Origin of the sequence: Streptomyces sp. NPDC001922 (genome assembly GCF_042891165.1) — a bacterium.
Classification (GTDB): domain Bacteria; phylum Actinomycetota; class Actinomycetes; order Streptomycetales; family Streptomycetaceae; genus Streptomyces.
The window spans coordinates 441,829-465,422 of sequence record NZ_JBIASV010000002.1 but is presented as its reverse complement, the minus strand read 5'-3'; the positions used below and the strand labels follow the sequence as shown (position 1 = coordinate 465,422).

Below are 23,594 nucleotides of genomic sequence, written 5' to 3'. Positions count from 1 at the left end.
CACGCTACGTGCGGCCGGTTCCGGCAGCGCCCCTTCCGGCCGCCCGTTCGCGGACTGTGCGGTCGAGGCCGATCGGGGGAGCACTACCGGGCTGCTCGCCGACCGGGGCCCGGCAGGGAAGCCCCGTCCGGTCTGAGAGAGTTGAGCACATGAGCGAGGCGGATGCGCGTACGGCCCATGTCGTTGTCGTCGGAGGCGGAATCGCGGGGCTGGCCGCCGCGCACCGGCTGACCGGAGCCGGAGCCCGGGTGACCGTCCTGGAGGCCTCCGGCCGGCTCGGCGGCAAGCTGTGGGCGGACCGGATCGAGGGCGCGCCGGTCGACCTCGGCGCGGAGTCGATGCTGGCCCGGCGCCCGGAAGGCGTCGAGCTGGCCCGCGAGGTCGGCCTCGGGGACCACCTCCGCGCGCCCGCCACCACCTCTGCCTCGCTGTGGACCCGCGGGGAACTGCGTCCCATGCCCACGGGCCATGTGATGGGCGTGCCCGCCGGCCCGGCGCCGCTGGCCGCGTCCGGGGTCCTCTCCCCGGAGGCGCTCGACCGGATCGCCGGGGAGCCCGGACTGCCGCCCACCGAGGTCGGCGAGGACGTCGCCGTCGGTGCATATGTGGCCGCCCGCCTCGGCCGGGAGGTCGTCGACCGGCTCGTCGAACCGCTCCTCGGCGGGGTGTACGCCGGAGACGCCTACCGGATCTCGATGCGGGCCGCCGTGCCGCAGCTCTTCGAGGCCGCGCGCACCCACCCCTCGCTCACCGAGGGCGTCCGGGACATCCAGGCCCGGGCCGCCGCCCGGCAGCAGACCGGCCCGGTCTTCATGGGCATCGACGGCGGCATCGGCCGGCTGCCGCTCGCCACCGCCGACGCCGTCCGGGCGGCCGGCGGCGAGATCCTGCCCGGCACGGGCGTGGAGAAGCTGCTGCGCCACGGCACCGGCTGGACCGTCGTCGTCGCCGGCGGCCGGCCCCTCGAGGCCGACGCGGTGGTCCTCGCGGTCCCCGCCCCCGCCGCCGCCCGGCTGCTCGCCGGTGACTCCCCGGCGGCCGCCGCCGAGCTGTCCGCCGTCGACTACGCCTCGGTGGCCCTGGTGACCCTGGCCTTCCGCGCCGCGGACGTCACCGGGCTGCCCGAGCGCAGCGGCTTCCTCGTGCCGCCGGTCGACGGCCGCACGATCAAGGCGTCCACCTTCTCCAGCCGCAAGTGGAGCTGGCACACCGACGGCGAGGACGCCGACCCGGGACTCTTCCTGCTGCGCACCTCCGTCGGACGGTTCGGCGACGAGGCGGTGCTCGGACGCGACGACGCCGGCCTCGTCCAGGTGTCCCGCGACGACCTGCGGGACGCCGTCGGCCTCACCGCCCGGCCCGTCGCCACCCGCGTCACCCGCTGGAACGACGGGCTGCCGCAGTACCCCGTCGGCCACCTCGGCCGCGTCGCCCGCATCCGCGCGGAGGTGGCGAAGCTGCCCGGTCTGCGGGTGTGCGGCGCGGCCTACGACGGCGTCGGCATCCCCGCGTGCGTCGCGAGCGCCCGGACCGCGGCCGACGAGGTGCTGGCCGGCCTGCGCGGACAGCTCCCCGGGGGCCGGTAGCGGCGGAGCCCGCCGCCGGGCGTACCGGGCGACCCCTGGCGCCGGGCAGCGCCGGCGGGGAGCGAGAATGGGCAGCATGACTGCTGCTGCTCAGACACCCGAAACCGGCAAGGGCCCGAACGCCGGCAAGAAGGCCAAGGACCTCAACGAGGTCATCCGCTACACGCTCTGGTCGGTGTTCAAGCTCCGCGACGTGCTGCCGGAGGACCGGTCCGGATACGCCTCCGAGGTGGAGGAGCTGTTCGAGCAGCTCGCCGCGAAGGACGTCACCGTGCGCGGCACCTACGACGTCTCCGGCCTCCGGGCCGACGCGGACGTCATGATCTGGTGGCACTCGGAGACCTCCGACGCGCTCCAGGACGCCTACAACCTCTTCCGCCGCACGAAGCTGGGCCGCGCGCTGGAGCCGGTGTGGTCGAACATGGCGCTGCACCGCCCCGCCGAGTTCAACAAGTCGCACATCCCGGCCTTCCTCGCCGACGAGGTCGCCCGGGACTACGTGAGCGTCTACCCCTTCGTCCGCTCCTACGACTGGTACCTGCTGCCCGACGAGGACCGCCGCCGGATGCTCGCCGACCACGGCAAGATGGCCCGCGGCTTCCCGGACGTCCGGGCCAACACCGTCGCGTCCTTCTCCCTCGGCGACTACGAGTGGATCCTCGCCTTCGAGGCGGACGAGCTGTACCGCATCGTCGACCTGATGCGGCACCTCCGGGCGTCCGAGGCCCGGCGGCACGTGCGCGAGGAGGTGCCGTTCTACACCGGGCGGCGCAAGGCCGTCGCCGATCTCGTGGCGGGCCTGGCCTGACGAATCCGGCCTGACGAAGGGCGGATCCGGTCCCGAAGCCGGATCCGCCCTCCCTCAGGGGCCCTTGCACGGCGCCCGCCCGGGCCACGCGACCCGCCCGGGCCACGTGACCTCATCGGGCACGCCGAGCGCCCGTTCGAGGCGCGCGCCGGTCAGACGCCGGGGCGCGGCACCGCGCGCAGCTGGCGCTCCGGCACCTGCGGCTCGCGCGGGTCCGGCTCGGCGTGCGGCCCGCAGTACGCCTTCGCGCCCGGGGTGCGGCCGCGCAGCAGGTACTCCTCGAAGTGCCGGTTCACACAGGCGTTCTCGCCCTGCGCGATGCCGTGCGTACCCGCCCGGCGCTCGGTGACCAGCGACGATCCGGCCAGCCTGCGCTGGAGCTCCAGCGCCCCCGCGTACGGGGTGGCGGCGTCCCGCTCGGCGGCGAGGATCAGCACCGGGGGCAGCGCGCCCGCGGTGGTGCGGACGTCGAGGGCCTGCTGCCGCGGCTCCTGCCAGTACGCGCACGGCAGGTTCATCCAGGCGTTGTCCCAGGTCTCGAACGGCGCCGACCGGGCCAGCAGGGTGTTGTCCCGGTCCCAGGTGGCCCAGCTCGTCGGCCAGGGCGCGTCGTTGCACTCCACCGTCGTGTAGACGGCGAGCCCGTTCTCGTCCTCGACGGCGTCCTCGGGGCGCGGCCGGGCCTGGTCGACGAGCTGCTTCGGCTTGCCCTGGAGGTACTGCGACAGGGCCTGGGCGCGGCGCGGCCAGTACGCGTCGTAGTAGCCGACCTTCAGGAACGCCGCCTGCAGCTGCTCCGACCCCACCACACCGCCGGCCGGCTCACGCTCCACCTTGGCGCGTGCCTTCTCGTAGGAGGCCAGCACCGCCTGCTGGGTCCGGCCCAGGTGGAAGACGGAGTCGTGCTTGGCGACCCAGCGGCGCCAGTCGGCCCAGCGGCTCTCGAAGGCGAGCGACTGGTCCAGGTTGGCCTGGTACCAGATCTGCTTCGGGTCGGGGTCGACCGCGCTGTCGAGGACCATCCGCCGCACCTTGCCGGGGAACAGCGTGGCGTAGAGCGAGCCCATGTACGTGCCGTAGGAGGCGCCGTAGAAGGTGAGCTTCTGCTCGCCGAGCGCCGCGCGGATCACTTCGAGGTCGCGGGCGTTGTTGAGCGAGGTGTAGTGCCGCAGCGTCGTGCTCATCCGGGAGGAGCAGCCGCGGGCGTACGCCTCCGCCTTGGCCCGGCGGATCTGCTTGTACTCCTCCGACGGGTGGACCGGCAGGTTCGTGGGCGCCTTGGCCTGCTCCGCGGAGTCCTGACAGGAGACCGCCGCGGAACGGCCGACGCCGCGCGGTGCATAGCCCACCAGGTCATAGGCCCTGGCCACGGACTTCCACTCGGGGAGCGCCGCGTACAGCGGGAACGCCATCCCGGAGGCCCCCGGGCCCCCGGGATTGAACAGCAGCGCGCCCTGGCGCTCCGCCCGGGTGCCGGCGGCCCGGGTCCGGCTGACGGTGAGGGAGATCTTCCGGCCGTCCGGCTGGGCGTAGTCCAGGGGCACCGATACGGTGCCGCACTGCACGGGGCTCGGCAGGTCCTCGGTGCGGTGGCAGCGCCCGAAGCGGACCCCCGCGGCCGTGGCGCGCTGCACGGCGACGGCGGTGCCCCGGGCCTCGGCGGTGTCGGCGAGCGCGCCACCGGGTGGCGGGGCGAGGCTTCCGGCAGGAGTGGCGACGACTGCGGTCAGGACCAGCGACCCGAGGGTGCCGTACAGCACTGCTGCTCTCACAGGGTCATCCCCTCATACGAAGAAATATGACAAGGGATGATCAGTGGCGAAAATGCGGAAGTAAAGGACCTTTCGGTGTGTCGGAGGGGAACCGCCCGACCGGTCCACCAGGGGTGGCGCGGGGGGTGCGGACGGCGTAGTGGGGCGCGGTGCCGGGCGGGGGCGCGGGCCGTGCGGACCCGTGCAGGGGCGCGAGGCCGCGTGGTCTTCGCGGCGGTGCGCGAGGCCGACCGGCCTCGGGGAGACCGCCGCGGGGCACGGTCCGTCGGCCTCCCCGGCCGGTCAGTGCGTCCGGCGCATCCCGGCGAGCAGCCGGGCGAGACGGCCGCGGGGCAGCGGCGCGGGGCCGGAGCGCTCGCGCCACCAGGTCTCCAGCTGCCGCCGCACCGCCGGGTCCGCAGCGTGCCCGGAGCCTTCGCGGTGCAGCAGGTGCTCCGCGAAGTCCAGGGCGTCCCGGCGGTAGCCGCCGGACATCGGACGGGTCCGGGCGTACCGCAGGAACGCCGGCCGGTAGCCGCTGCCGAGCAGGTCCGGCAGCTCGGGAGCGACCTTGGCGACGACATCGGCGCGCTTGGCGCGGAGGGCGCGGCTCTGGACCCGCAGCCGCCCGTGATCGAAGCCCTCGGGCGCGGGGGTGCCCGCCACCAGGGCGGAGAGCAGGGCGGTCTGGGCGAGCGCCAGCCGCTGCCGGGCGGCGTCACCTGCCGCCGCGGCCGCGCCGTCGGGGAGCGGGGCGGCCGGTTCCCTGAGGGCGGGCACCGGCGCCGGGGAGGGCGTACGCCCCGCCGCCGCGGTGCGCTCGCCCGCGGACCGGGCCACCACCCCGCGGATCGTGTCGAGTTCGGCCTCGAGCTCCCCGGGCGGCGGGAAGTCCTCGTCCCGTTCCAGCAGGACGCCGGGCGGTTCGGTGCGGGAACAGAGGTCGGCCAGCACCTCCAGCACCGGCTCCGTCACCGGATGGGCGTGGCTGTCGTGCCACACCCCGTCCTTCTCCACGCCGCCCGCCACGTGCACATAGGCGATGGCGTCGACCGGCAGCCCGTCCAGCGCCGCCGCCGGGTCCTCGCCCCGGTTGACGTGGTTGGTGTGGAGGTTCGCGACGTCGATGAGGAGCCGTACGCCCGTCCGTTCCACCAGCTCGGAGAGGAACTGCCCCTCCGTCAGCTCCTCGCCCGGCCAGGCGATCAGCGCGGCGATGTTCTCCAGCGCGAGCGGCACGGGCAGCGCGTCCTGCGCGATGCGGACGTTCTCGCAGAGGACGTCCAGGGCCTCGCGGGTGCGCGGCACCGGCAGCAGGTGGCCCGCCTCCAGCTCCGGTGAGGCGGTCAGCAGGCCGCCCGCCCGGACGAACGCGATGTGCTCGGTGACCAGCGGCGCGCCCAGGGCCTCCGCCCGCTCGGCGAGCGCGGCGAGCCGGCCGGGGTCCGGCCGGTCGGCGCCGCCGAGCCCCAGCGACACCCCGTGCGGGACGATCGTGGTGCCGCGCTCGCGCAGCCGTTGCAGCGGCTCGGGGAGGTGGCCCGGGCAGATGTTCTCGGCCACGACCTCGACCCAGTCCAGACCCGGCAGTTCCGCCACGGTCCCGGCGATCTCGGGCCGCCATCCGATGCCCGTACCCAGGCGCTCCATCGTTCGCCCCCTCCCTTGCGTGATGTCCACAGGTGCCCGTGTGATGGCCCCCGCATGCCGGCCCGAACCCCGCGGCGCCGTGGTTCAGAGGTTGATTTGAGGTTCCCCGCGTGCGACGGGCCCGGTGCGCCGGCCGCAGCCGGGGCCCCGGGCCCGTCGGAGTCAGGCGCCGCTCCGGGGCTCAGTAGCCCCCGGAGGTCGTACCGGATCCGCCCGGCTCGACGCCGGATCCGCCGGGTTCGGTACCCGTTCCGAGCTGCGGTTCCGAGGTGGAGCCCGGGGCGGGCTCGCCCGTCGGTGCGGCGGACGGCTTGGACGTCGTCTTCACACCGTCGCCCGGGACGACCGGGATCGGGGCGGGGATGTTGGTCGAGCTGGGCGGCGGCGGGCCGGTCGGCTGCGCCGGGGGAGCCGTGGCCACATCGTTCACGATCGCGTCGAAGTCGACCATCCCGGTGCGCTCCAGCATGGTGATGTGGTCGAGGACCGTCGCGTTCGCGTCGTCGGCCATCTGCCGCACGAGCGAATTGCGGGTGGTGTTCCGGATGTTGCCTATCGCCCCGAAGATCTTGCCGTGCGCGGACCGCAGAAGCATGGCGAACTTCCGCTGGTACTCCATGCCCTGCGCGTCCGAGAGCTCCTTGAGCCAGCCCTGCTGCTGCGCGTTCGGCTGGTTCGGCAGCTCGACCCCGAGCTTCGCCGAGATGTCGCGGACGCGCTTGTCGAGGTCCGTGTGCCCGACGATCAGGTGGTCCCCGGCATCCTTGATCGCCTTCGTGGGCGCGCGCTCCATCGCCTGCTGCCCCGCCGGGAGCTCCCACAGTCCGGCCAGCCGCACCTTGACCAGGAAGTCCCGGTCGACGGCGGACAGCGGGCCCCACTTGGTGTCCACGCTGTCGATGGACGGGTTGTTCGCTCCGGGCCCGGCCCGGTCGGCATAGGACCACACGGGATAGATCAGGGCGCTGAGCGTCGCGACGAGCGCCACGATGATCAGCTTGGTTGCGTTGATGTGTCGCAAGGTGTCTCCTGCAGGGGCGGCACACGGGGGTGCACTCGGCACAGATGCCGGGCTGGTCGGATCTGCGGCCGAAGCGGGTCGAGTTGCGTCAGCCAAGCGCCGACCGAGAGGTCGGTCAAGCGGCGTCGGGCGGCTGAGCCGGGGCCGTACGGCACGGGCTGGACTTCAAGGGCATCTCTCGACGCGGTGACCTCCCTCGACGGGCTGGGACGGCGGGCCGTGGGGGGGAGTGGCCCGGGGCGTGATGGTGTGCGGGTGGCACGGAGGAGTACGCAGCGCGCCCGCCGCGCGTTCAATGCGCTCCGAAGGAATACCGATGGGTAGCCGGACGGGCCGGGGGAGTTGTGCTCCCGCACGGGAGGACGGGGGCGGGAATCAGCCGGTCCGTAGCGCCGGATGGTCCGCGACGACCGTGGCCGAGCCGGGGGCGATCTCGGTGAAGCCCGCGTCCCGGACGACGGGCAGCCCGCTCGCGGTGAGCCGTTCCCAGTGGGCCGGGTCCGGGGTGCGCACCCGCAGGGCGAAGTCCGCCGCCCGCCAGGCCTCCCGGTGCGCGGCCGACAGCCGCCACCAGGCCAGCTGGGCTCCGTGGCCCGCCTGGGCCATCGCCTTGCCGGCCGACATCGTCACCGCGGGGTTGAGCCACAGCACCGGTCCGGCCGGGTCCGGTGCCGCGGGCGGCTCGGGGTCGTCCAGTTCGGTGCCGGAGACCTGGAGCTTGACGAGCTCCTTGGGCCAGCCGTCGAGCGGCACGGGCGGGAAGACCCGTACCTCCGCGGAGGCTCCGGTGACCGTGATGCCCGGAAGGCTCTCCGCGCGCCGCCACTCCGCGCCGCGCGCCCGCCGCACCACCTTGCGGATCCGCGCGTCCTGCCAGTCCCGCACCGCCTCGGCCCACGCGCCGTCCTCGTCCGTCGCGCGCTCGTCGGACAGCAGGGTGAGCACCGCGCGCGCCGCCGTCTCCAGGGCGTCCGTACGCGCCGGGGGAGCGGCGCGTTCCAGCCGGACCACCAGCGGCAGGACGAACTGCGGCGCCGCGTCCCGCTCGGTCGTCCCCGCCTGGAACGGACCGGTGCCGGAACCGGCACGGGGGGCGGTGCTGCTGGGGCTGGTATCGGCGCTCGTCACCCGTCCAGTCTGACAGCAGCGGGCGCGGCGGCTCCGGAGGGTGTTGGCGGAGCAGATTATTCCGGGGGAACATGCCGCCATGCACAGCGATCTCTTCGCCTCCCGGAACATGGCCGAGCCGGCCACCGCGCCCGGCATGACCCTGCAGAACTCCAAATCGATCAAGTACGCCGTGCACGGTGAGTGCTACGCGCGTCAGGGCGCGATGGTCGCGTTCCGCGGGGATCTGCAGTTCGAGCGGCAGAGCCAGGGCATGGGGAACTTCCTCAAACGCGCCGTCACCGGCGAGGGCCTGGCCCTGATGGCCGTCCGGGGCCAGGGCGAGGCCTGGTTCGCCCACGAGGCCGCGAGCTGCTTCATCGTCGATCTCACCCCCGGCGACAGCCTCACCGTCAACGGCCGGAACGTGCTCTGCTTCGACTCCTCCCTGTCCTACGAGATCACGGTGCTCAAGGGCGCCGGGATGACCGGCGGCGGCCTCTTCAACAGCCGGTTCAGCGGCCACGGCAAACTCGGCATCGTCTGCGAGGGCGAACCCATCGTCATACCCGTGTCCCCGCAGGCCCCGGTGTGCGTCGACACCGACGCGGTCGTCGGCTGGAGCTCCGCGCTGCAGACCTCGCTGCACCGTTCGCAGAGCTTCGGCTCGATGCTGCGCGGCGGTTCGGGAGAAGCGGTGCAGCTCCGGCTGGACGGCGAGGGCTTCGTCATCGTCCGGCCCAGCGAGGCCGTGCCGGAGCGGAAGCCCGGTAACTGACGTGGAGCTGCGCGGTGTCGGACGCCGCTACGGGCTCGCCGGCCCCTGGGTGCTCCGCGGCGTCGACCTCGACCTGGCCCCGGGCACCCTGGTGCGCGTCGAGGGCGGCAACGGCAGCGGCAAGTCCACGCTGCTGCGGCTCCTCGCCGGCATCGACACCCCCAGCGCCGGACGGATCGCCGGGCGGCCGCGCACCGCGTACGTCCCCGAACGGTTCCCCGGCGGGCTGCCCTTCGACACCCTCGGCTATCTCACCCACCTCGGCCGGGTGCACGGGCTGCGCGGGGAGGCGGCCGTCCGGTCCGCCGAGCTGTGGCTGACCCGCTTCGGCGCCGACGGGCACGCCCGTACCCCGCTCGCCGAGCTGTCCAAGGGCACCAGCCAGAAGGTGGCGGTGGCGCAGGCACTGATGGCCCGCCCCGGCCTGCTCGTCCTCGACGAGGCCTGGACCGGCCTGGACCAGCAGGCCCGCGGCGTCCTCGACCGGGCCGTGGCCGAACGCGTCGCCGACGGCGGCACCGTGGTCTTCGTGGACCACGACCCGCGCCGCCTCGCCGGCGCGACGGACGCGGCCCACCGGGTCGAGGACGGCGGCCTGGTCCCGGTCCGGCGCCGCCCCGGGGGCGACGAGGAGGACGGCCCGCGGGTCCGGATCGAGGCCGAGGGCCCGCCCGGAGCCGAACCGCCGGCCGGACTGCCCGGCCTCCCGGCCGCCGAGCCCACGCCGTCGGGGACCACCCGGCTCACCGTCGCCGCCGCGCACTCCGACGCTCTGCTCCGCGCCCTGCTCACCGCCGAACCGCCCTGGCACGTGCACGCGGTGACCCCGGCCGGGCCGGGCCCCGGAGCCGGTGCCGCCGGCCCGGAGACCGATGCGCTGCCGGCCGCGGACCCGGATACGAGGCCGGACGCATGGCCGGCCACCGACCCGGAACCGGATGCCCGGCCGGCTGCCGGCCCGGAGACAGACGCCCTGCCCGGCCCGGAGACAGCTGCCCGGCCCGGCCCGGAAACGGAGGCCCCGTGACCGCCCTCGTCCGCTACCAGGCCGCGCTGCTCCTGCGGTCCCAGCGCTGGCTGCCGCCGGTCCTGCTGTACGCGGCGTTCCTGGTCGTCTCGGTGCAGGCGGGGCAGCCGCTGCTGGACTCCCTCGGCTACGCCGCGGCGGCATTGCTCCCCGTCACCGCCTGGCTGGTCCGGGTCTGTGCCACGAACGAGCCCGCCGCGGCGCGCCATTGCGGCGCCGCCGCTGCCGGGGCCGCCCGGGTGCACCTCGCCGCCGTGCTGGTCGCCCTGCTCGCGGCGGTCGGCCTGGCGGCCGTGACCACCTTGCTGGTGGCCGTGATCAGCGATCCCCACAGCGCGGACCGTCAGGTCAGGGTGCCCGTGCTGCCCGCCGCCGCGGCCGGATTCCTCGGGGCGCTGGTCTGCGCCCTGCTGGGCACGGCCGTCGGAGCCCTGTGCAACCGGCCGCTGCTGCACAGCACCGGCCGTGCCGTGCCGGCCACCGCGCTCGCCGCCCTGCTCGTTCTCGTCATCGGCGGATCACCGGCGAACGCGGCGGTCACCGGGCTCGTCACCGGCTCCCTGACGGGCACCGTGACCCTGCCGTGGCTGCCGCTCGCCGCCTCCGCCGTCCTGGCGGCCGCGGCGACCGCCACCGCCTGTGTGCTGAGCGCCCGCCGCCCCTGACCGCCGGCGTCGGCAGGGGGCGGCGGACGGGTACCTGCTGTCATCCGTCCCGGCGGTACGGCTCAGGGGTTCGGCACCGGCATCCACGATCCGCCGGTCTTCCGCGGGGAGGCGGACCCGGCGGGGGAGGCCTCGGACGCGGATGCGGCGGAGGAGGCCGACGGGGCGGCGGAAGCGGACGGAGCGGCGGAGCGGGAGGGTGCCGCCGCGCTCGGCCGGACCGGCTCGTCCGCGCTCGCCGCCCCGCCGCCCGGCCGCGCGGCCTCCGGCTTCGCGGCGCTCGACTTCGCCGCACCGGGCTTCTCCGCGCTCGGCTTCTCGGCAGCGGGCCTCTCGGTACCGGGCTTCGCGGCGCTCGGCTTCGCCGGACGGGCCTTGGACGCCTCCTGCTCCGCGGCCACCAGCTCCGACACGCGGACGAAGCGGTAGCCCTTCGCCCGGAGTTCGGGCACGATCCGCGCCACCACCTCGTCCGTCACCGGTGCCGTGCTGAGCGAGCTCCGCAGGTCCACCACCGATCCGGGTCTGACCTGCGCCAGCACCCGGTCGGCGACCTTCCGGGTGTCGGTCGCGCCGACGTCGCCGGCCGACACGTCCCACCGGACGGCGGTCATCCGGGTGGGCGCGACGGCCTTGAGCGTCCGCTCGTCGAAGCACTTCTCGGGGAAGCGGACGTACGGCACCTGGCGTTGTGCCCCGGCCCGCCGGATGGCGGTCACGGTCCGCTCGACCTCCTTGCGCAGGTCCGCGGCCGGCTGCTTGTCCTGGCACGGGGAGGCGGCGGGCCGCTCGCCGGCGTGGACGGCGGCCTCGAACAGCGGGTCGCGGCCGATGGATCCCGCCTGTTCGGCGTACTCGCGGGTCCACCGCTCCGTCAGGAAGAAGGTGGCCGGTACCTTCATCCGGCGCAGCGTGTCGGTGAGGGCCGGGTTGTCGAAGCGCTCGCCGCCCGCGGCCCGCGCACTCTGGTCGGCGGCCATCGCCGCGTCGAAGCTGAGCGCCACGGTCTTGGCGCCCTCGCGCGGCCCGTGCGAGAAGACGGGGGTGAGCCCGCCGGGGCCCGGCGGCAGGGTCGGCGCCGCGGGCTGCCCCGCCGCTCCGCCGGGCGACTTGGAGGGGGCGGCACCGGCCGCCTGCCCTCCCTCCGGCTCGATGGCGGCTCCTCCACACGCCGTCAGGGCCACGGCGCACAGCGGAAGCAGAGCCCGGCCGAAGGACTGGAACATCCGGGAGCGGGCCCGTGGCCCGGTGAAGTCGATCATGCTCGGAGAGTAACCGCGCCCGTCCCGATCGGCGCGCTGTCGACCCCCGCCCGCTGCTCCGGCCAGGTGCCGGGCGCTCCGTCGGGACCGGCGCCCGCGGCCGTTCGATGCCCGGCCGCGGGCGCCGCGGCGTGCTCAGCGCCAGGCGCCGGTGACCGCGAACGTGGTGCCCGGGGTGTAGCAATTGACGTACATGGTGCGGCCGTCCGGGGCGAACGTGACGCCGGCGAACTCGCCCCACTCCGGCTTGTCCGGGGTGCCGATGTTCTGCCGGCCGCGGGCCATCGGATACACCTGCCCCTGCCGGGTGACCCCGAAGACGTGCTGAGCGCCGTCGCCGTCCTCACACACCATCAGCCCGCCGCCGGGCGCGAGGGTGATGTTGTCCGGCGACTCGCCGGGCAGCTGCACATCGGTCCTCGAACCGAAGCGCACGACCAGGGTCAGCCGGCGGCGGTCCGGGTCGTACCGCCACACCTGTCCGAAGTGGTCGGCCGCCGACCCCTCGGCGCGCTTGGCGAAGCTGCAGACGAAGTAGACCGAGGAGCCGCCCCAGTAGCACCCCTCCAGCTTCTGGGCGTGGGTGATGCCCCGGGGCCCGAAGTCCTGGAGCCGGACCGGGGTCTGCCGGGCCAGCGGGTCGGGCACGGTCACCCACTCGATGCCGTCGAAGCTCGTGCCGGTCTGCCGTACGGCGGACAGGTCGGCCACTCCCGGGACCCGCATGGCCTGGAGCCGGCCGCCCGCCCGCAGCGATCCCGTCCCGCCGAGCGGCTGTTCCGGCAGGAAGCGGTAGAAGAGGCCGAACGGCTTGAGGAAGGCGTCCTCGGTCTCGTAGACGATGCCCCGGCGCGGGTCGACGGCGATCGCCTCGTGCTGGAAGCGCCCCATGGCGGTGAGGGGCACGGCTCCGGTGCGGTGCGGATCGCGCGGATCGACCTCGAAGATGAAGCCGTGGTCCTTGGTGTAGCCGTTGGTCCCGGCCTTGTCCTCGGTCTCCTCGCAGGTCAGCCAGGTGTGCCAGGGGGTCGGGCCACCGGCGCAGTTGACCGCGGTGCCGGCGATGGCGACCCGTTCGTCGAGCACGCGGTTGCCCGCGTCGAGCTCCAGGGCCGTACAGCCGCCGAGGCCGGCCGGGTCGTACGTCAGCCCCGGCACGGCCGGGACGCGCAGCTTCGCGGTGACGCGGTTCTCGTGGTTGCGCACCAGATGGGTGCGGCCCGCGCTGCCGGGGAAGGCGGCCATGCCGTCGTGATTGCTGGGCACCGGGCCCTCGCCCGAGCGGAGCGGGTCGCCCTCGCGGGAGAGCACGGTGTAGCGGAAGCCCGCGGGGAGGTCGAGCAGCCCGTGCGGGTCGGGGACGAGCGGGCCGTAGCCGGTGGCGCCCCGTTCCAGTGCGGCGGCCGGGCCGGCGAAGAGCTCCTGGACGCTGCCGGAGAAGGCGATCGCCGCCCCCAGCGCTCCGGTACGGGCGAGGATCTGACGTCGTGTCGCGGACATGGGCAACTCCCTGCTGGCGGACAGGAAATATGACCGGCTGTGTGTATCACGCGGTTCGTCCCACGGGAACCACCCGCGCCGTGCCGCCCTGCGGACGCCTCACCCGCTCACGCCCCGGACGGGCGCGTCCCGCGGGCCCGATCCGCGAGGACCGCCTGCCTGCCGGGCGTCCCGGACCCTCGCTGAGCACCGCTTGCCGTGCGGCGGACGAACCGCGCGTCGGGGGAGACGGCCCGGTCGACGATCACGCGGGCGCGCACCAGGCCCCGCGGGCGGGGCAGGCAGGTGCCTCCCCCGGAGCCGCGTCGGGTGCCGCGTCCCGTACGAAGGTGCCGCGTCCCGTAAGAAGGCGTCAGGCCTCGACGAGCGTCTTCGCGTCCCGGGCCAGCGCGGTGAGCCGCGAGATGGCCCGGAAGTACTTCTTCCGGTAGCCGCCCGCCAGCATCTCCTCACTGAAGAGCCGGTCGAACGGCAGGCCGGAGGCCAGCACCGGCACCTCCCGGTCGTACAGCCGGTCCGCGAGGACCACGAGACGCAGCGCCGTCGACTGGTCCGGCACCGGCGTCACCCCGGTGAGGCAGACGGCCCGGACCCCGTCGCAGAGCGCGCCGTACCGGCTCGGGTGGACCCGGGAGAGGTGGCCGAGGAGGTCCGGGAAGGCGTCCAGGGTGGCGCCGCCGGTGCGCCCGGCGACCCCGGTGACCTGCTCGTCCGTGAACGGGGCCGGAGCCTCGGGCAGGCCGCGGTGCCGGTAGTCCTCGCCGTCGATCCGCAGCGGGCGGAAGTGCGCCGACAGCCCCTGGATCTCGCGGAGGAAGTCCGCGGCGGCGAAGCGCCCCTCGCCCAGCTTGCCGGGCAGCGTGTTGGAGGTCGCGGCGAGCGCCACGCCCGCCTCGACGAGCTTCCCGAGCAGGGTCGAGACGAGGACCGTGTCACCGGGGTCGTCGAGCTCGAACTCGTCGATGCAGAGCAGCCGGTGCTCGCTGAGCGTCCGCACGGTCTGCTGGAAGCCGAGCGCCCCGACGAGGTTGGTCAGCTCCACGAAGGTGCCGAAGGCCTTGCGCTCGGCAGGTGCCGGGGTGGCGTGCCAGAGCGAGGCGAGCAGGTGCGTCTTGCCGACGCCGTAGCCGCCGTCGAGGTAGACCCCGCGCGGCCCGCTCGGCGCCGCCGGCTTCCGGGCGAACCAGCGCCGCTTGCCGCCCCCAGCCGCGCCGGCCCCGTCGAGACCCGCGGCGAAGCCGCCGAGCACCTGCACGGCCTCGGCCTGGCTGGGCTGCGCCGGGTCCGGGACGTAGGTCTCGAAGCGGACCGAGTCGAAGCGCGGCGGCGGCACCATCTCCGCGACCAGGCGCTCCGCGGGCACGTGCGGCTCACGGTCGCACAGCGCCTGCGGCGCCCCCGCGGGGGACGAGGCGGCTATCGGGCTCGGCTCGGAGGCAGAAAGGGAGGACGACACAGCGGACCAGCCTAGTCCCTCCCGTCGCCGCCCCCACGACGCCGCAGCTCACGGCGGTGCCGGCGCCGTCCACCCGGAAGAGCGCCGGGTGCGCTCCGCAAACCGAACGCGGCGCCCCCGGAGCGAACGAGCCGCACCGCACCCCCGCCGGAGCGCCGTGCCAGACTGCACCGCATGCGACGCCTGCTCCCGCCGACCGCCGAACTCACCGCCCCCGACCGGCCCGAAGGCCGCGAGTGGAGCCTCGACGAGCTGGCCGACGCCTACGCCTATCCCGCCGCGCCGCCGGACCGCCCCGGGCGGGCCTGGCTCCGCGGCAACATGGTGTCCTCCGTCGACGGCGCCGCCCACCACGACGGCCGCTCCCAGCCGCTGTCCTCCAAGGCCGACATGCGGATCTTCGGGGTGCTCCGCGGGCTCGCCGACGTGGTCGTGGCCGGCGCCGAAACGGTCCGGCAGGAGGGCTACCGGCCCGCCCGGGCCCGCGAGGCGTTCGCCGCCCGGCGCGCCGCCCTCGGCCAGACACCCGCGCCCGCCATCGCCGTGGTCACCGCCAGCCTCGACCTGGACTTCACCCTGCCGCTCTTCACCGAGCCGGCCGTCCCGACCATCGTGCTCACCGGCGCCGCGCACCACGCCGACCGGGCCGAGGCCGCCCGCGCCGCCGGCGCCGACGTCGTCGTCGCCGGTGAGGGCGACGGCGTGGAGCCGGCCGCGGCGGTCCGGGCGCTGGCCGAGCGCGGCCACACCCGGCTGCTCACCGAGGGCGGCCCCCGGCTGCTCGGTCAGTTCGCCGCCGCCGGGGTACTCGACGAACTGTGTCTGACGGTCGCGCCGCTCGTCACCGTCGGCGCGGCCCCCCGGATCATGGACGGCCCCGGAATCGAGGAACCGGAACGCTTCGATCTCACGTCCGTACTCGAGGAGGACGGGTACCTTTTCACCCGCTACCGTCGGATCTGACAATCCGCGGAACCGGCCGCACCGGTCTGTTCCGCCGGGCCCACATCCGCGCAGACACCTGCGGACACGTACCGGAGGGCGCTGCAGGCCCCGTGGGCCCGCGAAGACGAAGGGCCCTGCCGTGTTCACGACCGTACTGATGATCGAGAAGCCGCTGGTTCCCACGGATGTGGAGCTCGTCACCACCCTCCACGGCGACGACCCGTCCTCCTTCGTCGTCCTCATGCAGCCCCACGGCGATCAGGACCGGCTGCTCCGGGCCCTGGACGACGTCGCCCTGGGCGAGCTGGACGAGGCCGTTCACGAGGGGGACGAACCAGCCGGAAACGCCGCCCTCCAGCCCGCCGAGCGCGCGCTCAACCACTCCCTCGAGGCGCTGCGCGCCGCCGGCAGCCAGGCCGTCGGGCAGATCGTCGAGAAGCGCCCGCTCGACCTGCTGCGGTCCGTCGTCGAGGAGACGAACGCCGACGAGGTGATCGTGCTGACCCGGCCGCACCTGGTGGAGGAGTTCTTCCACCGCGACTGGACCTCCCGCGCCCGGCACCAGGTCGGCGTCCCGGTGCTCAAGCTGTACGCGCACACCGAATAGGCTGTCCGCGTTCACCGACCAGCGACCCGGGGAGACTCCACGATGGCACCGGCCGTTCCGTCCGCCATGGACCGACCGCACTTCATCGGCATCGGCGGCGCCGGGATGTCGGGCATCGCGAAGATCCTCGCCATGCGCGGGGCGAGGGTCGCGGGCAGCGACGCACGCGACTCCGCCACCGCCGAGGCACTCCGCGCGCTCGGCGCGACCGTGCACATCGGGCACGCCGCCGGGCACCTCGCCGACGACGCCAGCTGCGTCGTCGTCTCCAGCGCCATCCGCGCCGACAACCCGGAGCTCGCCCGCGCCACCGAGCTCGGCATCCCCGTCGTCCACCGCTCGGACGCGCTGGCCGCGCTGATGGAGGGGCTGCGCCCGATCGCCGTGGCGGGCACCCACGGCAAGACGACCACCACGAGCATGCTGGCCGTCGGCCTCACCACGCTGGGCCGCGACCCCTCGTACGCGATCGGCGGCGACCTCGACGTCCCCGGCTCCAACGCCCGGCACGGCGGCGGCGACATCTTCGTCGCCGAGGCCGACGAGAGCGACCGCAGCTTCCACAAGTACACGCCCGAGGTCGCGATCATCCTCAATGTGGAGCTCGACCACCACGCCAACTACGCGTCGATGGACGAGATCCACGAGTCGTTCGACACCTTCGTCGGCCGGGTCCGGCCCGGCGGCACGCTCGTCGTCTCCGCCGACCACGACGGGGCCCGGGAGCTGACCCGGCGCGTCCGGGGCCGCGACGGGCTCCGCGTGGTCACCTACGGCGAGGCCGACGACGCCGACGTGCGCATCGCGAAGATCGCCCCGCAGGGTCTGACCAGCGAGGTCACCGTCCTGATCGACGGCCGCACGGTCACCTTCACCGTCTCCGTCCCGGGCCGCCACTACGCGGGCAACGCCGTCGCCGCCCTGGCCGCGGGCGCCGCGCTCGGCCTCCCCGTCGAGGGGCTCGCCGAGGCCCTCGGCTCCTACACCGGGGTCAACCGGCGGCTCCAGCTCAAGGGCACCGCGGCCGGCGTCCAGGTCATCGACTCCTACGCCCACCACCCCACCGAGATCGCCGCCGACCTGGAGGCCATCCGCGGCGGCGCCGGGGAGGGCCGGGTGCTCGTGGTCTTCCAGCCGCACCTGTTCAGCCGCACCCAGGAACTGGGCACCGAGATGGGCGACGCGCTCACCCTCGCCGACGCCTCCGTCGTCCTCGACATCTACCCGGCCCGCGAGGACCCCGTCCCGGGGGTCACCAGCGCCCTGATCATCGACGCGGCCGCCGCCCGCGGCGCGGACGTCACCGCCGAGCACGACAAGACGGCCGTCCCGGACCTGATCGCAGGAATGGCCAAGCCCGGTGATCTCGTTCTCACCATGGGGGCGGGCGACGTGACCGAACTGGGCCCCCGCATCCTGGCCCGGCTGGAGGACAGCGGCCTCGCCCGCCCGACGAGCTGAGGAGAGGACCGACATGGCGTACGACGTCGACAAGCCGGACGAGCAGTGGCGCGCGGAGCTGACCCCCCAGGAGTACGCGGTGCTCCGCCGGGCCGGCACCGAGCCGGCGTTCACCGGTGAGTACACCGACACCACGACCACCGGGGTCTACGCGTGCCGGGCGTGCGGCGCCGAGCTCTTCCGCTCGGACACCAAGTTCGCCTCGCACTGCGGCTGGCCGTCCTTCTACGACCCGAAGGACACCGACGCGGTCGAGCTGATCGAGGACCGCTCGCACGGCATGGTGCGCACCGAGGTCCGCTGCGCGCGGTGCGGCTCCCACCTGGGCCACGTCTTCGAGGGCGAGGGCTACCCGACCCCGACCGACCAGCGCTACTGCATCAACAGCATCTCGCTGCGGCTCACCCCGGACGGGAGCTGACGAGGCCCACGGGAGCCGACGGGACCGGGCGGGCCGGAGGAGTCCTCCCGCCCGTCCGGGCACGCCGCCCCCGGCTCAGTGCGCCCCGTCCGGGACCTCCGCGGTCAGCGGGATCCGCCGCAGCGGGGTGCGCGGCGGCCGGGGCCGCCACTCGCGCGGGTAGCCGAGCGACACCTCCTCGAACCGGACGCCGTCGTAAGTCGTCACCCGGGGGATGTGCAGATGCCCGTAGACGACGGCGGCCGCCCGGAACCGCCGGTGCCAGTCCGCGGTGAGCTCGGTGCCGCACCACTGCGCGAACTCCGGGTAGCGCAGGATCTCCGTGGGGTGCCGCACCAGCGGATAGTGGTTGACCAGCACCGTGCGGTGGTCCTCCGGAACGGCGGCGAGCCGCTCCTCGGTGCGGCGCACCCGCTCCCGGCACCAGGCGTCCCGCGACGGATACGGGTCCGGGTGCAGCAGGTGTTCGTCCGTGCAGACGATGCCCGAGTCGTGGGCGATGCGCAGCGACTCCTCCTTCGTCGTCGCGCCCGGCGCCCGGAACGAGTAGTCGTAGAGGACGAACAGCGGCGCGACCGTCACCGGTCCGCCCTCCCCGTGCCACACCGGGTACGGGTCCTCCGGGGTGTGGACGCCCAGGCTCCGGCACAGCTCGACCAGGTGCGCGTAGCGCGCCTCGCCGCGCAGCTCGACCGGGTCGCTCGGATGGGTCCACAGCTCGTGGTTGCCGGGCGCCCAGACGACCTCGGCGAACCGGTCCCTGAGCAGCGTCAGCGCCCACTCGATGTCGGCGTACTTCTCCCCGACGTCACCGGCGACGATCAGCCAGTCGGCGTCGGTGCCGGGGCGCAGGGTCTCGACGATCTCCCTGTTCTCCGCGTAGGCGATGTGCAGATCGCTGATCGCCAGCAGGTCTCCGTGGTGCACAACTGCTCCTGATCCTCGTGATGTTGTCCATCATGAGAGGCCCGCCGGGCGGACGCCACGGTTCCGCGGCGCGGCGCGGGGCCGTGTCCTTCGGTCGGCAGAGGTGTCATCGGTGGGCAGGGGGCCCGTCGGCCGGCAGGCGCGACCGTCGGCCGGCGGAGCGATGCCCGCCCGGGAACGGCCCCCGCCGGGCCCCGGTGGCGCCGGATGAGGCCCCTGGACGGACGAGCGCGTCCGCAGGCAGCCGGAACGATTCCGTGCCAGGATCCGGAAAGGTCCAGATGTGGCGTCAGGACCCGTCCGTCCGGCGGAGGGACTCCATGGAAACCGTGCTCTTCCTGCTGCTCCTGCTGATCTGGTGCGCGCTGCTCGCCCGGTGGAGCCGGCCCCGGATCCTGCTGCTCTGGGGCCTCTGCCTGACGGGTGCCGTGCTGCTGCTCTCCTCCCGCCTCACCACCCCGCTGGATCTGAGCTTCTGACGAGGAACCCGTATGCACGACATGACCGTCCTCCGGTTCAGCACCCCGGCCCCGTCCGTCTCCCGGCTCACCAACCTCTGGGGACTCTGGTTCACCCATGTGTACGTGCTGCTGGCCACGGCACTGCTCGCGGGCGCCCTCGCCCACGAGTTCGCCGCCGCGCAGCCGCCCACCGCGCTCGGCGCCCTCCAGCGGCTGTTCCTGGCGCTGGCGGCACTCGGCCCCGCCTCCGTCGTCGCCGTCGCCCGCCACCGACCGGTCACCACCGGGGACTTCGCCACCGGCTGGGGGATGAGCGTCCTCGCGTCCGTCTGCGGGGCGGCCACCGCCGGGCGCCAGGTCCTGCTGCACATCAAGCCCGGAGCGCCGGGCCAGGGCGCCGTCCTGGGGGGCCTGCACCTCTACACCTGGACGTTCCTGGTCTTCGTCGCGGCGACCGTCGCCGCCGGCGTCATGCTCGTGCTGACCGACGAGACCGAACCGCTGGACAACCGCGGCCCGGTCCTGACCCTGTGCACCCTGGGGCTGCTGGGGCTGGTCCTCGCGGCGAACGTCGTCACCGTCTTCGCTCTGCAGGGCTTCCGGTTCGCCCTGCCCGAGATCCCGGCCGGGTACGAGCTGCTCCATCAGCTCGGCATCCGCTGAGCCGCCGGCCCCATAGCCGGCCCCATCGGCGGGGCCGTCCGGGGCGGCCGACGGGGCGGGTGCGCGCTCCGGGGCCGCGTACCGTCACCCGCTGACCGTCAGCACCGCCGCGGACTGCGGAGGCAGCCGGACCAGGCCGTCGCCCTCCGGCGCCCCGCACGGCTCCCAGGCGGCCAGCACCGTCGCCTGCGGGGCCCCCACCGGCACCTTGACCTCGCCCTCCGCGGAGAGGACGACCGCGACCCGCACCCCGCCCCGCCGCACCACCAGCCACCCCTCCCGGGCGTCGTACTCCACCCCGGTCCCGCCGAGGCGGGGGTCGGTCAGCTCCGGGCGGGCGCGCCGCAGGGCGATCAGTTCGCGGTGCCAGGCGAGCAGCCGGGCGTGCGGCTCGCGCCCCGGCTCCGACCAGTCGAGACAGGAGCGGTCCCGGGTGGCCGGGTCCTGCGGATCGGGGAGGTCGGACTCCGCCCAGCCGTGCCCGGCGAACTCCCGGCGACGGCCGCTGCGGACGGCCTCGGCCAGCTCCGGGTCGGTGTGGTCGGTGAAGAACTGCCAGGGCGTCCGCGCTCCCCACTCCTCGCCCATGAACAGCATCGGGGTGAACGGCGAGGTGAGGACCAGCGCGGCGGCGCAGGCCAGCAGCCCGGGGGAGAGGCGGGCGGAGAGCCGGTCGCCCAGGGCGCGGTTGCCGATCTGGTCGTGCGTCTGCGCGTAGGCCAGGAGCCGGTGCGCGGCCGCCCCGGCGCCGAGCGGGCGGCCGTGCGACCGGCCCCGGAAGCTCGACCAGCTGCCGTCGTGGAAGAACCCGCGGGTCAGGGTCTTGGCCAGGGCGGCCGGGGCGTCCTCGGCGAAGTCGGCGTAGTAGCCCTGCGACTCGCCGGTCAGCGCGGTGTGCAGGGCGTGGTGGAAGTCGTCGTTCCACTGGGCGTGCAGACCGTGGCCCCCGGCCGTGCGGGCCGCGGTGGTGCGCGGGTCGTTCAGATCGGACTCGCCGATCAGGAACAGCGGCCGTCCGGTCTCGGCGGCGAGCGCGTCGACGGCGGCGGAGAGCTCGGCCAGGAAGTGCTCGGCGCGGGTGTCGTGCAGCGCGTGCACCGCGTCCAGCCGGAGCCCGTCCAGCCGGTAGTGGCGCAGCATGCCGAGCGCACTCCCGAGCAGGAACGCGCGCACCTCGTCCGACCCGGGGGCGTCCAGATTGACGGCCGAGCCCCACGGGGTCCGGTGCGTCTCCGTCAGATACGGGCCGAAGGCGGGCGCGTGGTTGCCGGCCGGCCCGAAGTGGTTGTGCACCACGTCCAGAACCACGCCCAGGCCCAGCTCATGGGCCCGGTCCACGAACCGCTTGAGCCCGTCCGGCCCGCCGTACGGCTCGTGCACCGCCCACAGCGACACGCCCTCGTAGCCCCAGCCGTGCCGGCCCGGGAAGGGGCAGACCGGCAGCAGCTCGACATGGGTGACGCCCAGCTCCGCCAGGTGGCCCAGACGGTCCGCGGCGGCGTCGAACGTGCCCTCGGGGGTGTACGTCCCGATGTGCAGCTCGTACAGCACCGCGCCGGGCAGTGGCCTGCCGTACCAGGGCCGCCGCCACCGGAAGCGGGTGTGGTCGACGACGGCGCTGAGCCCGTCCGGGCCGTCCGGCTGCCGCGGGGAGCGCGGATCGGGGAGCACGGGGCCGTCGTCGAGCGCGAAGCCGTACCGGCTGCCGTGTCCGGCCGGGGCCGCCACCCGCCACCACCCGGTGCGCGCCGGATCGCGCTCCATCGGGCGGGCACCGCCCTCCAGCGTGAGGACGACCCGCTCCGCCTCCGGTGCCCACACCTCGAACAGCATCGATGCTCCTCGTCGGTCGAGAGGCCGACTGCCGGGAAGGCCGGCTGCCGGACAGGTCAGCTGAGGTCATCCTCGGTCAGCGGGCCGCCGTCGCCCGCCGACACGTCCAGGGTGTGCACCGTGCCGTCCGGCTTTATCTCGATGACCGGCACGGCCTTGCGCCGCGGGGAGCCGTCGTTCTCCAGGGAGATCAGCCCGCTGGCGCCCTTCACCGACTCCACCCCGTGCAGCGACGTCCAGCTCTGAATGGTCTGGGAGCCGGTCACCCGGCTGTTGGACGCCGCGGCCATGCGCACCGCCGCGACCGTGGTGAGCACCGCGTCGTGGCCCATGATGGCCTGGCCGTCGTGCAGCGGCTCGTCGGGGAACGCCGCGCGGTACTGGCCCTTGCCCCCGAACGACTGCGCCGCCCAGCCCGGGTAGGCGCCCTTCATCCGCTGCCATGCCTCGGGGTGCGCGAGACCGGTGTACAGCAGCCGGACGTTGCCGCTCTGCAGCGTCTCCTTGATCTCCTCGAACCCGTCGGCCTGCGACACCTGCGAGGCGTCGTCCCCGGAGACGACCACCAGCTTCCGGTCGGTGCACGGACGGTTCTTCAGCGGCGCGAGGAAGTTCGGCAGGTCCACGCCCCGGCCGGCGAAGTACACGACGTCCGGCTTCGCGGCGCACAGATTGGCCATCCGGCTCTTGAAGGCGGTGGCCACGCCCTCGTGCGAGGAGTCGTACTCCTCGATGTGGTCCACCCGCCGCTCCTCGGGCAGCTCGCGCAGGAACGCCTTGGCGAGGGTGCTGGTGTACTGGTCGCCGGGGCGGGAGTCGCGCACCACCAGGACCCGCCGGGCGTAGGGCTTGTCCTTGAGGTACGCCGCGGCGGCGGCCGCCTCGTCGGAGTTGGTCGGTGCCACCCGCACCAGGCCCTTGATCCTGTGCAGCGTGTCCGCGGTGAGGACGGCGCCCGTGGCGGCCAGGTTCAGCCCGTCCTTTCCGCTGGAGGTGATCCTCCTGATCATGCGTGCGGTGGCGTCGGTGCTGGTGCCCAGGCCCGAGACGGCGACGATGTGGTCGGTCCCGATGCGGTCCCGGATCCGGTCGAGGACGGCCTTGTGCTGCTCGGCGGTGTTGCCGCTGTTCGCCAGCAGCAGCTTGATCTTCGGGGCGTTGCCGTACTTCGCGGTGCGGTTCGCCTCGTACTGCGCGGTGTACGCGCCCTCGATCTCGTGGCGCACGGAGTCCGGGGTGTTGGTGTCCTGCGGCCGGGGCCGCAACGGCATCAGATAGACGATGCCGACATGGCGCGGCGGGGTCTTCCCGCCGGCCTTGGCGTCCTGCTTCTCGTCGGTCTCCAGCTGCTTGTTGAGCTGGTGGATGCGCTGGGAGACCGGGCGCAGGTTCTCGGTGAAGGCGTACGAGCCGTCGGTCACGCCGATGCACTGGTCACCGACCTTCTCCACGCCCTCGGCGCAGGTCCGGTCGGGCGGGACGAGGACATACGCCACGACGCCGGCGACCAGGGCGAGCAGGGCGACGCCGGATACGGCGTTCCAGGGCCAGCGGGCCCACAGCGGGCGGTTCTCCACCCAGGATCCGGGGGACATGGCGGCATCTCCTCGTTCGGCGCGTGCGGTGTGCGGTGGGTTCGGTGCCCGGCCCGGTCCGGCGCCCGGT

At 74.5% G+C, this 23,594-nt stretch carries 21 protein-coding genes; 11 read left to right on the top strand and 10 right to left on the bottom strand.

Going from position 1 to position 23,594, the window contains the following annotated elements:
- Positions 1-149 precede the first annotated feature (149 nt).
- Both hemG and hemQ read left to right on the top strand, forming a co-directional pair.
- Positions 150-1,586, top strand: a complete 1,437-nt coding sequence (gene hemG / locus ACFYYR_RS05520) for a protoporphyrinogen oxidase (RefSeq protein ID WP_388847180.1) — start codon at positions 150-152, stop codon at positions 1,584-1,586.
- 76 nt (positions 1,587-1,662) lie between these two features.
- Complete coding sequence (hemQ, locus tag ACFYYR_RS05515) at positions 1,663-2,394, top strand: hydrogen peroxide-dependent heme synthase (RefSeq protein WP_388847178.1); 732 nt, start codon at positions 1,663-1,665, stop codon at positions 2,392-2,394.
- 152 nt (positions 2,395-2,546) lie between these two features.
- Here hemQ and ACFYYR_RS05510 read toward each other — a convergent pair whose 3' ends face one another.
- The 4 genes from ACFYYR_RS05510 to ACFYYR_RS05495 form a co-directional block, all read right to left on the bottom strand.
- On the bottom strand, positions 2,547-4,166 hold the full coding sequence (locus ACFYYR_RS05510; RefSeq protein WP_388847176.1) for an alpha/beta hydrolase: 1,620 nt from the start codon (positions 4,164-4,166) through the stop codon (positions 2,547-2,549).
- 282 nt (positions 4,167-4,448) lie between these two features.
- On the bottom strand, positions 4,449-5,795 hold the full coding sequence (locus tag ACFYYR_RS05505) for a DUF692 domain-containing protein (protein ID WP_388847174.1): 1,347 nt from the start codon (positions 5,793-5,795) through the stop codon (positions 4,449-4,451).
- 181 nt (positions 5,796-5,976) lie between these two features.
- On the bottom strand, positions 5,977-6,816 hold the full coding sequence (locus ACFYYR_RS05500) for a DUF4142 domain-containing protein (RefSeq protein ID WP_388847172.1): 840 nt from the start codon (positions 6,814-6,816) through the stop codon (positions 5,977-5,979).
- 375 nt (positions 6,817-7,191) lie between these two features.
- The gene (locus ACFYYR_RS05495; protein ID WP_388847170.1) at positions 7,192-8,082 is read right to left on the bottom strand and encodes a peptidyl-tRNA hydrolase; all 891 of its coding nucleotides are present in this window, start codon (positions 8,080-8,082) and stop codon (positions 7,192-7,194) included.
- On the opposite strand from ACFYYR_RS05495, the gene ACFYYR_RS05490 reads away from it, so the two are divergent.
- From ACFYYR_RS05490 to ACFYYR_RS05480, 3 genes are read left to right on the top strand one after another with little or no spacing between them, the layout of a single operon-like run.
- Positions 8,024-8,701 (top strand): AIM24 family protein, encoded by a 678-nt coding sequence (locus ACFYYR_RS05490; RefSeq protein ID WP_388847168.1) that lies wholly within the window; start codon positions 8,024-8,026, stop codon positions 8,699-8,701. The genes ACFYYR_RS05495 and ACFYYR_RS05490 overlap by 59 nt on opposite strands.
- A 1-nt stretch (position 8,702) precedes the next feature.
- The gene (locus tag ACFYYR_RS05485) at positions 8,703-9,728 is read left to right on the top strand and encodes an ATP-binding cassette domain-containing protein (protein ID WP_388847166.1); all 1,026 of its coding nucleotides are present in this window, start codon (positions 8,703-8,705) and stop codon (positions 9,726-9,728) included.
- Positions 9,725-10,393: an ABC transporter gene (locus ACFYYR_RS05480; protein WP_388847164.1), complete on the top strand. Its 669-nt coding sequence runs from the start codon at positions 9,725-9,727 to the stop codon at positions 10,391-10,393. The genes ACFYYR_RS05485 and ACFYYR_RS05480 overlap by 4 nt, the downstream gene beginning before the upstream one ends.
- Before the next feature lie 62 nt (positions 10,394-10,455).
- Here the strand turns inward: ACFYYR_RS05480 and ACFYYR_RS05475 are convergent, their stop codons facing one another.
- From ACFYYR_RS05475 to zapE, 3 genes are all read right to left on the bottom strand, one after another.
- On the bottom strand, positions 10,456-11,655 hold the full coding sequence (locus ACFYYR_RS05475; RefSeq protein ID WP_388847162.1) for a polysaccharide deacetylase family protein: 1,200 nt from the start codon (positions 11,653-11,655) through the stop codon (positions 10,456-10,458).
- A gap of 135 nt (positions 11,656-11,790) precedes the next feature.
- Positions 11,791-13,155: an alkaline phosphatase PhoX gene (locus tag ACFYYR_RS05470; protein WP_388847160.1), complete on the bottom strand. Its 1,365-nt coding sequence runs from the start codon at positions 13,153-13,155 to the stop codon at positions 11,791-11,793.
- A gap of 352 nt (positions 13,156-13,507) precedes the next feature.
- Positions 13,508-14,575 (bottom strand): cell division protein ZapE, encoded by a 1,068-nt coding sequence (gene zapE, locus ACFYYR_RS05465; RefSeq protein ID WP_388847287.1) that lies wholly within the window; start codon positions 14,573-14,575, stop codon positions 13,508-13,510.
- A gap of 210 nt (positions 14,576-14,785) precedes the next feature.
- On the opposite strand from zapE, the gene ACFYYR_RS05460 reads away from it, so the two are divergent.
- From ACFYYR_RS05460 to msrB, 4 genes are all read left to right on the top strand, one after another.
- Positions 14,786-15,574 carry a pyrimidine reductase family protein gene (locus ACFYYR_RS05460; RefSeq protein ID WP_388847158.1) on the top strand — a complete coding sequence of 263 codons (789 nt, stop codon included), beginning with the start codon at positions 14,786-14,788 and terminating at the stop codon, positions 15,572-15,574.
- A gap of 121 nt (positions 15,575-15,695) precedes the next feature.
- Positions 15,696-16,163 (top strand): indole-3-glycerol phosphate synthase, encoded by a 468-nt coding sequence (locus ACFYYR_RS05455; RefSeq protein ID WP_388847156.1) that lies wholly within the window; start codon positions 15,696-15,698, stop codon positions 16,161-16,163.
- 42 nt (positions 16,164-16,205) lie between these two features.
- The gene (murC, locus tag ACFYYR_RS05450; protein ID WP_388847154.1) at positions 16,206-17,624 is read left to right on the top strand and encodes a UDP-N-acetylmuramate--L-alanine ligase; all 1,419 of its coding nucleotides are present in this window, start codon (positions 16,206-16,208) and stop codon (positions 17,622-17,624) included.
- Between the two features lie 13 nt (positions 17,625-17,637).
- Positions 17,638-18,045: a peptide-methionine (R)-S-oxide reductase MsrB gene (gene msrB / locus ACFYYR_RS05445; RefSeq protein ID WP_388847152.1), complete on the top strand. Its 408-nt coding sequence runs from the start codon at positions 17,638-17,640 to the stop codon at positions 18,043-18,045.
- Between the two features lie 75 nt (positions 18,046-18,120).
- Here msrB and ACFYYR_RS05440 read toward each other — a convergent pair whose 3' ends face one another.
- Positions 18,121-18,972 (bottom strand): metallophosphoesterase family protein, encoded by an 852-nt coding sequence (locus ACFYYR_RS05440; RefSeq protein WP_388847150.1) that lies wholly within the window; start codon positions 18,970-18,972, stop codon positions 18,121-18,123.
- Between the two features lie 320 nt (positions 18,973-19,292).
- Here ACFYYR_RS05440 and ACFYYR_RS05435 point away from each other — a divergent pair, with 320 nt between their 5' ends.
- Together ACFYYR_RS05435 and ACFYYR_RS05430 are read left to right on the top strand one after the other, a co-directional pair.
- Positions 19,293-19,451, top strand: a complete 159-nt coding sequence (locus tag ACFYYR_RS05435) for a hypothetical protein (protein WP_351508423.1) — start codon at positions 19,293-19,295, stop codon at positions 19,449-19,451.
- A gap of 12 nt (positions 19,452-19,463) precedes the next feature.
- On the top strand, positions 19,464-20,096 hold the full coding sequence (locus ACFYYR_RS05430) for a disulfide bond formation protein B (RefSeq protein ID WP_388847148.1): 633 nt from the start codon (positions 19,464-19,466) through the stop codon (positions 20,094-20,096).
- Positions 20,097-20,180: 84 nt separating this feature from the next.
- Here the strand turns inward: ACFYYR_RS05430 and treZ are convergent, their stop codons facing one another.
- Together treZ and ACFYYR_RS05420 are read right to left on the bottom strand one after the other, a co-directional pair.
- The gene (treZ, locus tag ACFYYR_RS05425) at positions 20,181-21,929 is read right to left on the bottom strand and encodes a malto-oligosyltrehalose trehalohydrolase (protein WP_388847146.1); all 1,749 of its coding nucleotides are present in this window, start codon (positions 21,927-21,929) and stop codon (positions 20,181-20,183) included.
- A gap of 56 nt (positions 21,930-21,985) precedes the next feature.
- A complete protein-coding gene (locus ACFYYR_RS05420; RefSeq protein ID WP_388847144.1) occupies positions 21,986-23,524 on the bottom strand; it encodes an ABC transporter substrate-binding protein in 1,539 nt (512 codons plus the stop codon).
- Positions 23,525-23,594 lie beyond the last annotated feature (70 nt).